This window comes from Terrimonas ginsenosidimutans (assembly GCF_022012415.1).
In the GTDB taxonomy this organism is placed as follows: Bacteria; Bacteroidota; Bacteroidia; order Chitinophagales; family Chitinophagaceae; genus Terrimonas_A; species Terrimonas_A ginsenosidimutans.
The window spans coordinates 579,045-592,167 of the sequence record NZ_JAKLTR010000001.1; the positions used below are offsets into that span (position 1 = coordinate 579,045).

A 13,123-nucleotide genomic window follows, 5' to 3' on the forward strand; every position below is an offset into this window, starting at 1 on the left:
GCAAAGGTGCGTTGGTTTGTATTGCCGGAAAAAGGAAAGAGAACAGAGTGTGGCATTTCTTAAACAGGGTGTGCTCTTCTTCATTTGCGCCAGCAGAATCTTACTTCAGCTTACGGTACTGGTAAGTGTGACCTTTTAATAAAGGATGACCGCCTTCAAGACCGTCTTCGGTTGGTTTGAGCATCACATTGTCAAAGTATACATCGGTGATCCATGGTTCAAAGCGGAATTCGAAATAAGAATGCGTGCTATCCTTCACGTCTATTGTCGAGAACTTTTCGGGGCATAGTTCAAACAGCAGATCGATCTTATTGACCGGTTGAACTGGCATGGTGAATACACCTTTTTCATCAGCGTTTCCTTCAATGATGCCATTCGCAGTATGAACGCGTACCTGTGTATATCGCAGTAAGTAAGTATTCGGATCTGTGATTCTGATCTCCATTAGTTTGCCAGATCCTTTGCGGCTGTTTACCAGTGCATAGTCTGATGCGTGCCTGTTAATGGTGTTCAGGATAAGCATACTGTCTTTTTCATTCCACTGCCATTTACCACTGCCTCCACGGTCCATAGCCCCGTAGGAAAAGAAAAACTCAAATGTGCTGTCTGGCTTTAACAAAAGTCCTGACGCCATTTCCATGACGCCGCGTAATTGATATTCACCTGAGATAGTTGCGTTTGATTGTGCCTGCATGAGATTGGTGTTAAGGTTTAAAAGGTATATGATGAATAATAGCTTCTTCATGATCTTCAAAATTTACTAACGGTCGTTGTTAGGGATCGCAAAGCTATCTGTATGCCTTCGTCTGAGAAAGGGTGCATGAGTGAAGGGAGGAAAACGACCTGTGAATAGCAATGCAAAGTCCGTTGACCGTTGTCCGTTGTCCGGAGGAAGGGAGCATCATGACTGCCTGTAATGAATATGCTAAGATCAATTTGTATACGAAGATGCAATTCTATTCCACCTCGCTTGAATTCCGGTCAACGGACAACGGTGAACGGACAACGGTCAACGGTCAACGGACAACGGACTTTGCATTGCACTCAATGCAACCTACACTTCATCACGTGTTTCCTACACCTCACCGGTTTGTCTTTTTCTGTAAGGCAATGTTGTTACATCTTTGTGTTGTCAATCGATAATGACCATTAACCTTAAACCTTAAACTATGAATTACCCGTAACAGTTGTTGCGGGTTCATACGGGTGGCGGACAACAACGCCAGGTTCTTTCATGATCATATTGACTGACAGATGAGCTCTTCCATTTACGTTGGCCTCAAGATATTTCATAACAGGACGGTGATTTATATAAAAAGGCCTGCTCTTTTCCGGACGCAGGCCTTTTATTTCGACTAAATGGATTTTTGCTACGCTTTACATAAACAAAATTGAAGGGAAGTCTGAGCAGTACGAATTTCGCTTTGTGTAAAGAAGATTTATGGGATTAACGCTGGAACAAATACAACTGATCAAAAGTAGCTGGAGCCCTTTCAGGCGGATCGATCCGAAGCTGGTGGGTGATGTTTTTTACAGCCGGCTTTTTCTTGAACATCCGTACCTCAGAAAGCTTTTTCCAAAGAATATGGAAGAGCAATATCAGAAACTGCTGGCAATGGTCAACGTTGTCGTTGGCCGCTTGAATCAGCTGGATAAACTGACCGAAGATATTGCAGCACTGGCCCGGCGGCATGTAAGATATGGTGTGAAGAAGGAACATTATGCCGCAGTGGGAAGCGCGTTGCTCTGGACGTTGGAACAGGGAATGGGCAAAGACTGGAGACCCGATGTACGGGATGCCTGGATGGCCTGCTATTCTATTCTGTCCGAAACGATGATCAACGCATCGTACCCAAAAAATGCATAACAGATAACGCTTACTATAACGTACCCTTTCCCGTACCCACGTACCCTTCAGTTCAAATGGCGCTAAGCCATTACAAAAACCTAAAATGCTTCGATGGCCGATGACGGACGAGAAACTTCAGGGGTTGAAGTGATCTTGTCAAACTGAGATGAAACAGGTTGTCAATACTCTTCCATCAGATTTCGGTCATCTGCCATCGGGCAACTTTAGGAAGGATGCCACAAATGCCCAAACGGCTCAGTTGAATTTTGCCACACTTCGCGGGCAAAATTTTGAAGATCGTTACAGGTAGTTTATTTTCAAGGGTTATGCGATCACTCTACCTGTTAATGTTGTTCTCTATCATCAGCCTCTCGGCTGATGCCCAAACAGCTTCCTACAATTTCAGACGGGTAAGTTCAAAAGACGGATTGGCTGACGGTGTTGTTGCTCCCATCGGACGGGATAAGTACGGCTATATCTGGTTCGGCTCTCTCAGCGGGTTGAACCGGTATGATGGTTACCGGGTCACCAACTTCTTCCACAACAGTAAAGACAGTTTTTCCGTTCCGACACAATTCGTTCACACGATATTCGGTGATAAGTATGGAGATATCTATTTTGGTTATCGCGCAGGTTTGTACCGATTCGACTATCCCACCAATCGCTTTGAGCTGGTACAAGGCTCAAAAGGCGTAACCGTAAATGAAATAAGGCCTGCTGGTGACAGCCTGATGCTTCTTACAGAAAAAGGGATCGCCTTTTATAACTCAGTAGCGAAACGGTTCTCTTTTGCAGGATCCGCAAACAATGATCCGATGGTGAAAGTGCCCATGTATGAAGGATATGTTTACGGAAAAGAGGCCTATATCGCCACGATGAAAGGCATTTTGGTTTACAATACAGTGAGCAGGATCAGTAAGATGCTTTACCTCAAACCCGGTAAGGAAATCCCGGTTTTCAAAGTAGCAATAGACAGCAGTGGCGTGGTCTGGGCCTGCCGGAATGAAAAGGGAGCACTTCTCTATAAAGGCAAAGAAAACAATACATCATTTGAAGAGATCCGTTCACATTATTATAATAAGAACGGGTTGATCGACAGGATCATCGATATTCAGGTCGACCGCAGCAACCGTCTTTGGCTTGGTACGATCTGGAATGGACTGGTGAATGTAAATACAAAAGACAATTCGTTCACCTCGGTCACAAACGATTCCCGCATTGCGAACAGTCTGCCCGAAAACCATGTAACGCGCATCTTCACCGATGAGCAGGGTTTTTTATGGCTTGGTACGGAAGGATCGGGAGCAGCATATTTTCAGCCGGACTATAACCTGTTCAATATATTTTTTCCCGAACCGCTCAAATATGCACGGCCGCATATCTGGTGCAGGACCATTGCAGAAGATCTGCAGGGTAACCTCTGGATGGGAACGGGTACGGGGCTGGTGAAGCAATCTGCTGACGGCAGGAAGTCAGAACTGTTCCAGCAAAAGGAAAATGCTGCTGATAAAGTAATTCACGACAACTCTATCCGCTCTTTGCTTTGTGATGACGAGGGTAATATGTGGATAGGCACATCAGCTGGTGTAAACCTTTATGAGAATGCCACAAAACGGATCCGCTTTTTTTCTTATGAAGATTCTCTGCCGAATTACTTCTACTGGCAGATCATGCAGGATAAGAAAAAGGTGATCTGGTTTGCCAGCAGCGGCGGTTTATTCTATAAGACGCCGGGCGAGTACAAATTCAATAGCCTTCATCAGCACCCAGCCTTAAAGAAATATGCCCGTTACGGCGCCCGTTCGGTGCTGGAAGATAAGCGCGGCAACTTATGGGTCGGATTAAATGGTCGCGGGCTTCTGATGTATGATGATACCAAAAAAACAGCGCGTTACTGGGAAAAACCGGGTGCAGCAGATAATCCGCTTGGGAATATGGTTACTTCTATTGTCGAGGATAACAAGGGACAGATCTGGTTCAGCACATACTTTGGCGTTGCATCCTATGACTATTCAACAGACAAATTCACTTCCTACGCGGATGTCAGTGTAATGGGATCTTTGCAGATCTCCGGTTTGAAGGTGGATAAAGAGGACAGGCTCTGGCTTGCGACCGCACGCGGCCTGCTGATGCTGGATAAGGACAGAAAAGTTTTTAAACGATTTGATGTGGAAGACGGTTTGCCGGATATCCAATTCAATGATCAAACCTCTTATACCATGAAGAATGGTTGGTTTGTCTATCCCACATACGATGGATTTGTATCGTTCGATCCGCTTAAGTACAATGAAAAGAATATTTCCAGCAATATCATCATCTCTTCATTCAGTATTCCGGATAACCCTTCCCCACGTTTACTGGATGCTACTGATAAAAACGAGATAGAGCTTGCGGCATCGCAGGACTTTTTTACGATCGAGCTGACAGCATTCAACTACTCGAACCCGCGTGAAACATGGTATGCATACAAGCTGGACGGATTTGATAAAGACTGGCGATATACCAGGAACAGGCAGGCCAACTATACAAATGTTCCGGGAGGAAAGTATGTTTTCAGATATAAGGCATCATCGGATCCTAAAAACTGGAATACGGAGGAGAAGACGCTGACAATAAATATCAACACCGTTTTTTACAAAACCTGGATCTTCCGAATAGGATTTATTTTGTCTTTGCTGGCCTTGTTATTCTTTGTATACCGGTACCGCATTTCTCAAAGAGAAAAACTGCTGCGGCTTGAAAGCAAGTCACAATTGCTGGAAAAAGAGAAAGCACAGATCATGTATGACAATCTGAAGCAACAATTGAATCCGCACTTCCTGTTCAATTCACTTACATCACTGAGCAGCCTTATCAGGGTTAACCCTTCGCTTGCCGGAGAGTTTCTCGAAAGCCTCAGCAAAACGTACCGGTATATTTTGAAAAGCAGGGATAGCGAGATCGTTCCCCTGGTAAGTGAGATCCGTTTTGCAGAAACCTATGTGCGCCTGCAGCAAACAAGATTTGAGAAAGGATTGATCGTAAACTTTAATGTGCCGGAAGAATTCTTTCACCGAAAAATTGCGCCCGTCACATTGCAGAATATGATCGAGAACGCGATCAAGCATAATATTATTGATGAAGAAAGCCCACTGGTGATCGACATCTTTATCGAAGACGATTATATTATTGTAAAAAACAACCTTCAGCGCAAGAACTTTGTGGAAACAAGTAACAGGCAGGGATTGAACAATCTTCAGTCTCTCTACCATTATCTGTCTGAAAAGTCGGTCCTGGTAGTTGAAGAGAAGGATCATTTCATTGTCAAAATACCTTTACTATGATAAAAGCGGTAATTGTGGAAGACGAAAGCCTGATTGCCAGGGAGCTTGAGAATAAGATCGGGTTGGTGGCGCCGGATGTGCAGGTGATAGACGTATTGCCAAGTTTGAAAACGGCGAAGAAATGGTTTATGCAGAATGCTGAACCGGATCTGTTGTTTATGGATATTCAGTTAAGCGATGGCGTAAGCTTTGAGTTATTCGATCATTTTCAACTCTCCTGCCCTGTTATATTTACAACAGCTTATGATGAATATGCGATCAGGGCATTCAGGGTGAACGGTGTCGATTACCTGTTAAAGCCGGTGGATATGGAGGAATTAAAGAATGCGATCGGTAAATGCAGAAAAGTGATAGAGAGCAGCACGCCGTCTTCTTTTCAGATCAAAGATCTGATGCAGGTCCTGCAGCACCCGCAGTCTCCCGGGTCATTGTATAAAGAGAAGTTCATTGTCAGTATCCGTAACAACTGGATCCCGGTGCAGACGAAAGATATTGCTTGTTTTACGAGAGATAACCTCAATTATCTCTACACCTTCACGGGAGATAAATACATACTTGATTATGCTACGCTGGAAGAAGTGGAAGAGTTACTTGATCCGAAGATCTTCTACCGGGCAAACCGCCAGAGCATTATTCATACAGATTCAATTCAAAGCGTAAAGCCGCACGAAAATCAAAAACTGACGATTACATTGAAAGCGCCGTTGAAGATGGAAGTGGATATCAGCAGGGAGAAGGCGCCGGCGTTTAAGAAGTGGTTTGACCGCTGAACGAACAGTGAAATAAAAAATCCCTTTGGGACAGGTTTCCTCCTCACTAAGGTCGCAATAATTTTGTTAGGACATTGCTTTTTGGAACCTATCCCAAAGGGACCGACTGGAAGAATCCAGTATCCCCTTGAGGTTAATTCGGACTGAAAGAGGTAATTATCATTGGAACTTTGTCAAATTCGTTTGTTTTGTCGAGAAAATGAGTGACCCCAAGCTTCAGGCACTGCTGTTTGTAGTAGCTGGCTGAGGAGTTGGTGATCATGATCACATTGCAATTCCAGCCAAGTTCCTGGATCTTTTGCAGCAGATGGATCCCGCTCTTGCCGGGCAGACTGATGTCCAGCAGAACCACATCATGTATTTTATTGTCGAGCATTCTGAACGCTTCATTGTAATCAGTAGCGGTTTGGATGCTGCTGATATTATCCACGTCGACAAGCATGTCGACCATGCGGTTAACAAACTCTTCGCTGTCATCAACGATAAGAACGGAGAGCATTTTGTTTGTCTTTCTGTAATGCATCATGAGAACAAAGGAATGAAGAAGTGAGGCTGAAAAAAATAGATCAGTTTATCATTAGAATGTACAAATGTTTCGGGTGTTTTTGTAGCTGTGGCACTACAGTGTTCATTGGTAGCAGAAGGGAGATGGATACGGTGCTGCTCAGCTTTTCAGTATACGGCGAATGGAAGGGATCAGCTGGTTGAAAAACGTGTCTTTGCTGATGAAGTCGTCGGCCCCGGCTTCCATAACGCGTGATTTATACTGATCGGCGGGATAGGTGCTGACGATGATCACAGGGAGATCTTTTCTGTCCTGTTTGATCCTCCTCAATGCTTCCAGCCCATTGCCTCCGGGCATGACCATGTCAGAGATCACCAGATCCCATGAGCCCGAGGAGACCTTGCTGAACAATTCTTCCCCATTACCTGCTTCTTCAATGTACAGGTTATCAAATTCTTCTTCCAGCAGCTGAACGATGCCTTTCCGTATATGGACGTGATCGTCAGCGATAATAATTCGTAGCATAATACTAATTGCGTCAGTTCGATTACACCCGGCAGACGCTTGGTGCAAAATATCCGATTTCTATGGAAGTGGTTGTAGGAGAGGATTTCCTATTCGTGTAGATTTTATACTACAAGGGGGTACAGTGGGCCGGGGCCCATAGCCTTCAGGTTGACACAGCCGGGATTATTTTATAACCTGTCCTGATCTGCCGGTCGTCATGGTATTACCACTCAAATGATCCCCTTCTCAATGGCATACCTCGTGAGTGCAGCATTTGAGCGGAGGTTCATTTTTTCTATGATCCTTGCGCGGTATGTGCTTACTGTCGTAGAGCTGAGGGAAAGCTGGCCTGCGATCTCTGAAACGGATTTTCCCGCAGCGAGCAGTTTAAATACGTCAAACTCGCGGTCGGACAGCAGTTCGTGCGGTTGCTGGCCGGAATCATCCCGATAGGCATTCGCCAAACGTTCGGCGACGGTAGGTGTGATAAATTTCTTTCCGAGGAGTACTGTCTGTACGGCTTTTATGATATCGTCATGAATGGTTTCCTTTCCCAGATAACCTGCCGCGCCTGCTTTCAGAACGCGCAATGCGTACTGGTCTTCGGGGTACATGCTCATGATCAGTACGGGAACATTAGGGGCGACCTGCTTCAGCTGGCTTAATGCATCGAGTCCGCTACGGCCGGGCATATTCATATCGCAGATGACAATATCCCACCCATTATTCATTACCTGGGCAACGAGGGTTTCGGCATCGGCGACTTCTCCTACATTTGCCGATGGATATTCTTCCAGTAGGATTTGTTTGAGGCCCTTTCTAACAACTGCGTGATCGTCTGCAATTAAAATGTTCAGCATTTTCATCTATTTTCTTTTTCAAAAACAGGAACGGGAACAGAGACATCGACAATAGTGCCTTTCCCGGGAATACCTGTTATTTTATACTCTCCCCCAATCATCAGGGTCCGTTCTTTCATTCCAAGCAGCCCCAGCGTCTTTTTATTACTACTCTCTGCATCAAATCCTTTACCATTGTCTTCAATCGTTAAAAATAGTGTATTCTCTTTTTGCAGCAGCGTTACTATTACCCGTTCTGCGCCAGAATGTCTCGCAACATTCGTAAGTGACTCCTGCAATATCCGGAACAGACCAATTTTTACCGGTTCCGGTAAGGCCAGCTCCGTTGCGGGCAGGTTGCTTTCCAGCTCAATGCCCGATCTCTTCTGAAATTCCTCGATATGCCATTCCAGGGCGGCCACCAGGCCCAGGTCATCCAGGAGGCTTGGCCGGAGCTCCGAAGAGATATGTCTCACCTTTTTAACGGTTGTATCTATCAGGGAGAGCAAATCTTTAAGTTTCGCCTGGATCGGTTCCGTAGTTGGCTGGAGTTTCCGGTTCAGCCAGGAAACATCCATTTTTAAGACTGTCAGCAGTTGACCTAACTCGTCATGTATCTCCCGTGCGATATGCATCCGCTCTTCTTCTCTCACTGTTTGCAGGTGATCCGTAAGCTTCCTGGTCTGCTCATAGGCATCTTTCAGGCGCTCTTCCGCGAGATGCTGCTCTGTGACCTCATTCGCGAGAACAAGGCGCGTGGGCTTCCCTTCGTAATAGATATCGTGCGTGACAATGTCGACAAACAGGATCGTTCCGTCCTTCTTTTTATGGCGCCAGGTGCCTGCATAGTAAATCCCACGGAACTGGCGGTTCGTGTTTGCTTTTAACCGTTCAATGTCTTCGTCCGGGCGCAGGTTGAAAATGTCCAGCGCCATAAATTCGCTTCTGGTATAGCCGTACTGTGTTAAGGCGGCTGTATTTACTTCAGTAATATGATATTCAGGTAAACTCAACATCCACATGGGAAGCGGATTGCTTTCGAAAAGCAGTTTATATTTCTGTTCAGAATTCCGGAGCTTTTCTTCGGCCTTTTTTATTTCAGTGATATCGATGCCGGTCCCCAACAAACAGGGCTCTCCTTCATACACCAGTTTTACTGCTTTGAAATAATAGGGGATCTTATATCCCTCACGGGAGATGAAATGCGCTTCGGCATCATTCATTCCTTTTTCGAAGACGCCCATGATCCTGTTGGTGATATATTCTCTTTCATCCTCGGGGAAAAAATCAGCTGGGTGCATCCTGGCGATCTCTTCACTGGAATAACCGGTAACAATTTCAAACTGCTTATTCCATTTGATAAAGTTTCCCTGCTGATCATAAAAATAGAAGACACCGGGTAAACTATCTATCAATTTATCTGCAAGGTCTCTTGCCTCGGTAATTTCCTGCGCAGCACGTTTTTTCTCGGTGATATCACGAATAAAAACAGACAAACCTTTTGGCGACGGATAAATGTGATTTTCCTGCCAGAGATGGAGTGGTTCGTAGTAATCAGTGTTACTGATATACTGCTGCGTGCTCATGGCTTCATTAAACGCCTTGTACGTTGCAGAGCCGATCGCCGCGGGAAACACATCCCAGATCTGTTTGCCGATCAGTGAGGCGGGTTCCATGTGTATCAATTGCCCTGCTTTAGTATTCATGTAAGTATACCGGAAGTTTTCATCCAGTGCGATAAATCCGTCTGTGATCCGTTCGAAGATATCGGTGATCTCCGCGGTTTTTTCGTGTACCTGGCGGCTAAGCTCGTCATTGAATGATTTAAGCGTATTCTCCAGCAATTTTCTGGCTGTAACATCCCGGATAAAGCCGATAAACTGCCGCTGGTCCTCCAGTAGCAGCGGGGAGATCCTCAGTGATACATCAACGAGAGAGCCGTTTTTTCGCAAAGCACGCAGGTCAAAGGTCTTGCCCGGAATATCTCCGTCCCCGGCCAGCATGAACTGTTTCATATTGTTCTTGTGCTCCATCCGGGAGTCTTCGGGGATGATAATATGATAAAGGGACTGTCGGATGGCTTCCTTATCCGTCCAGCCAAAGATCTGTTCAGCCTGTTTATTCCACCGGATAATGGTGCCATTCTCGTCAATCACTACGATGGCATCAGGGGCATTGTCGAAGATGGCCCGCGTGTGAGCTTCGTTTGTGCGCAGAAGGTTTTCAGCGTCATGCTCCTGCAGTTCGCGCCGGTTCATAGATACGGCGTTGTACCAGGTGATGGCAACAAAGATCAGAATGGTAACTGCGGCATATAAAACCAGGCCGAACTCATGACTATAGATCCCGGCAGATTGGCCCCATCCTCTGAGCAGGCCGAGTGCGGCAGGAATAATGATCGCTGCGGGGATCAGCAAGCGGGCTGTTCTGCTTCCATTAAGAGATGAAGTAAATTCTTTCATGAATCCGGCATCGGGATTCGAAAAGAAAACGGCTGTGGCGAAAAGAAAAAAGCAGATAGCGGTGTTCAACGCCATGGCCAGGTAATTGAATACTCCGTAAAATTCATCTACCTGGTAAAGGTATCCAAGCAGTGAAAGAAGGCTGATCAGGCCAATGATCAGCGCCACATAATGTGCAAACATCCTTCCTTTGCGGCTTTCATAATGCAGCAACAGCAGCGAGACACCGGTAAGAAGAAAGCAGGTTGCCGTATTTGGCGCCATCCTGTTAGGAGAGCCTGTGTTCGATATGTTTTCCGGAGCCCCATTGAATAGTATGCCGTCGGGTCTGATGCCGGTATCAATCAAAAAATTTATCAGGATAATAGCGGCGATTGCAGTAATGATAATGGCGAAGAGCTGAGCCAGCAAATTGATCTTCCCTGTTTTCTGGCGGCGGGTTCTCCAGAAAAATGAGAGTGAAGCAAGAACAAAGCAAACGGCAGAGGTAGGGTTCATTGCCACCGTTTTTGTTGACAGGCTTTTAAGGAGGCTGATATCGAAGTTCCAGCCAATGAGCACCAGGGCTGCTATCGCACCAATACCAACATTGAGATAACCAGACCATCGTCGCAAGCGCTGCTGTATATGTAGATCCGGAGGTAATTGCATAAATCAGTTTTATTCGACCTGACAACTGCACGTTTGATTCAAACCTGTTTAATGTTACAACAGTATCGTTTGATTTTAACGCATAGCACCTGCCAACAACCTGAGGCAACCTTCGGTTTTAACGCTGTATTTTTTTCCGAAAAGAATTGGATGCGGTCAACGACCAAGATCGCTAACGGCTTTTCAATCTTTCAGTTACCTGTCATTTCAGTAATGAAAGTAAACGAAAAAGAGGTTTGTGAAGAAGTTTCACACTTAAAAATTGCAAGAGAATATAATTTAAGAAAATACTCTTAGGGGATAATTGACCCCATCCAAGCATGAAAATATTCCGGAAGTCCGGTTATGGCGATGGCCTGGTTCAGTCAACACAGGGAAATGAAACAGAGAGTGTGCAGCCCTCACCCGGTGCGGCGGCTACTTCAACAGTGCCGCTATAGAATTCAGATCGCTCACGGATGTTTGAAAAGCCGATCCCCTGGTATGTCTGGCGGGGATCAAATCCGTTTCCATTATCCTGGATGACAAGCCGCACATCATTATCGCTGTTACAAAGTGTGATCTGGGTTAGTGAAGCCTGACTGTGTTTCAGAATATTTTTCAGTTGTTCCTGTACGATACGGAAGATCGTGATCTTTTTTCCGGCGGAGAGCGTTTCTATCTCTCCGTTATACCGGAATTGAATTTTCATATCGCCGGCGAGTTGTATATCCCTGATCATCGTTTGGATATTGCCGGTAAGACTTTCTTCTTTTAATTGAGGGGCCACCAGTTCTTTGGAAAGCTTTCGGATCTCTTCAATGGCCAGTGAGATATAATCAAATCCTTTTTCTTTGAATTCCTGCTGACCATCGCGGCAAACCTGTATTTTATCAATGAACAATTTTGCGGTAAGAAGGATCTGATTTACGTTATCATGCAATTCATGACCGATACGTGTTTTTTCTTTTTCCTGTGCCCTGATCACGGTTTCGGCAATTTCTTTCTGGCGTTGGAGGCGTTCATCGGCCAGTTCGTTTTGCAATTGCTTCAGGGGTGAAATATCCTGGAGAGAACCGATCATCTTAACCGGCAGTCCGTTTTCATACACAACAAATCCTTTATCCTGTACATGTTTATAGGAGCCGTCAGCGCATTTGAAACGGTATTCGTCTTCCCATGATTTACGGTAGTGATCGGTCGCGTCCCTTACTTTATCGGAAACTCTGTCGCGGTCTTCCGGATGGATACGACGAAGCCACCATGACAAGCCTTTCGAATTGTCCCACTGATATCCGATCATTTCCATCAGCGTTTCATTCCGGAAGATCTGGCCGGTTTGCATATCCCATTCCCAGATCGCATCAGACGTTGCACGGGTGAGGTAAACAATGCGCTCTTTTGCAACTCTGAGTTCTTTCTCCAGTGCGGATTGTTCGGGTACGTTAACGGCCTGACCCGCTAATAAAAGTTTTCCGGTGTGGGGACAATTAAGCGGGAATATATTGATCTGGAAATTGAACGAGTTTCCGTTTACCGACTGAACCTGTTTGGTCAGACTTACGTAAGTCCGGGTTTCGGCGGCCTGAACGTGTTTTTGAAATACGGCACGGAGAAAGGTTGGAGGAATAAACGATGTGACCCGTCTACCGATACATGCTCCGGCATTCAGGTTAAAGTGCTTGAAAAAAGATTCGCTGGCAGAAACGAGGTTTGTTTGTTCGTCTATGACCCAGGCCAGGCTAAGTGGATGCGGCATACGATATTGGACAGTGATTGTAATACGTTCTCGTGGCGTTCAGCCGTAACTGGCAGCCATTGAATTTTCCGCACCTTGATGGTTGGTTGAATGCTCGCTTTACAGCGTTGCATCCTCAGGGTGGCTGGCAGGGAATTATTGGGTCGATATTATCGATCAATACCTGCCATGACAGGATGCTGTGAAGCGATGGGCATTGGCCCGTTGTTTACAGCGGATAAGGTTAGCACTAAGAAAGATAAAAAAAATCCCTTAAGCAAGTGATCCACTGCATTTCATCAAAATAATCGCCACTTATTTTTGATTTTAAGAATAAACTCTTAGTGACATTAATTGAATACACGGTTGCGGGTAGAGGAGGGGGGTGGGAAGTTTAAGAGTTTAAAAGTTTAAAGGTTTCATGGGTTTCAAAGGTTACATAGGTTGATATTTCGCAAAAGGGTTTGGTAAGTCCCGGGGTTTTATGCGTTCCCGGGGGG

At 45.5% G+C, this 13,123-nt stretch carries 11 protein-coding genes; 4 read left to right on the forward strand and 7 right to left on the reverse strand.

Annotation, left to right across the window (positions count from 1 at the left end; genetic code table 11):
• Positions 1–100: 100 nt before the first annotated feature.
• Together LZZ85_RS02430 and LZZ85_RS28330 are read right to left on the reverse strand one after the other, a co-directional pair.
• Entirely contained in the window at positions 101–745 is a 645-nt protein-coding gene (locus LZZ85_RS02430) for a hypothetical protein (RefSeq protein ID WP_237868336.1), read from the reverse strand.
• 422 nt (positions 746–1,167) lie between these two features.
• Positions 1,168–1,293, reverse strand: coding sequence for a hypothetical protein (locus tag LZZ85_RS28330; protein ID WP_255723969.1), 126 nt, complete (start codon positions 1,291–1,293; stop codon positions 1,168–1,170).
• Between the two features lie 148 nt (positions 1,294–1,441).
• On the opposite strand from LZZ85_RS28330, the gene LZZ85_RS02435 reads away from it, so the two are divergent.
• The 3 genes from LZZ85_RS02435 (at position 1,442) to LZZ85_RS02445 (ending at position 5,942) form a co-directional block, all read left to right on the forward strand.
• Positions 1,442–1,867 (forward strand): globin domain-containing protein, encoded by a 426-nt coding sequence (locus LZZ85_RS02435; RefSeq protein WP_237868337.1) that lies wholly within the window; start codon positions 1,442–1,444, stop codon positions 1,865–1,867.
• Between the two features lie 308 nt (positions 1,868–2,175).
• On the forward strand, positions 2,176–5,172 hold the full coding sequence (locus tag LZZ85_RS02440) for a ligand-binding sensor domain-containing protein (RefSeq protein WP_237868338.1): 2,997 nt from the start codon (positions 2,176–2,178) through the stop codon (positions 5,170–5,172).
• Positions 5,169–5,942: a LytR/AlgR family response regulator transcription factor gene (locus LZZ85_RS02445; RefSeq protein WP_237868339.1), complete on the forward strand. Its 774-nt coding sequence runs from the start codon at positions 5,169–5,171 to the stop codon at positions 5,940–5,942. The genes LZZ85_RS02440 and LZZ85_RS02445 overlap by 4 nt, the downstream gene beginning before the upstream one ends.
• A 133-nt stretch (positions 5,943–6,075) precedes the next feature.
• Here LZZ85_RS02445 and LZZ85_RS02450 read toward each other — a convergent pair whose 3' ends face one another.
• The 4 genes from LZZ85_RS02450 to LZZ85_RS02465 form a co-directional block, all read right to left on the reverse strand.
• Positions 6,076–6,441 carry a response regulator gene (locus tag LZZ85_RS02450; protein ID WP_237868340.1) on the reverse strand — a complete coding sequence of 122 codons (366 nt, stop codon included), beginning with the start codon at positions 6,439–6,441 and terminating at the stop codon, positions 6,076–6,078.
• 165 nt (positions 6,442–6,606) lie between these two features.
• On the reverse strand, positions 6,607–6,972 hold the full coding sequence (locus LZZ85_RS02455; RefSeq protein WP_237868341.1) for a response regulator: 366 nt from the start codon (positions 6,970–6,972) through the stop codon (positions 6,607–6,609).
• A 212-nt stretch (positions 6,973–7,184) separates the two neighbouring features.
• Entirely contained in the window at positions 7,185–7,814 is a 630-nt protein-coding gene (locus tag LZZ85_RS02460; RefSeq protein WP_237868342.1) for a response regulator, read from the reverse strand.
• A gap of 2 nt (positions 7,815–7,816) precedes the next feature.
• On the reverse strand, positions 7,817–10,906 hold the full coding sequence (locus LZZ85_RS02465) for a PAS domain-containing sensor histidine kinase (RefSeq protein WP_237868343.1): 3,090 nt from the start codon (positions 10,904–10,906) through the stop codon (positions 7,817–7,819).
• A 51-nt stretch (positions 10,907–10,957) separates the two neighbouring features.
• Here LZZ85_RS02465 and LZZ85_RS02470 point away from each other — a divergent pair, with 51 nt between their 5' ends.
• Entirely contained in the window at positions 10,958–11,203 is a 246-nt protein-coding gene (locus LZZ85_RS02470) for a hypothetical protein (protein WP_237868344.1), read from the forward strand.
• A 64-nt stretch (positions 11,204–11,267) separates the two neighbouring features.
• Here the strand turns inward: LZZ85_RS02470 and LZZ85_RS02475 are convergent, their stop codons facing one another.
• Positions 11,268–12,644, reverse strand: coding sequence for a PAS domain-containing sensor histidine kinase (locus LZZ85_RS02475; RefSeq protein WP_237868345.1), 1,377 nt, complete (start codon positions 12,642–12,644; stop codon positions 11,268–11,270).
• Positions 12,645–13,123: the final 479 nt, after the last annotated feature.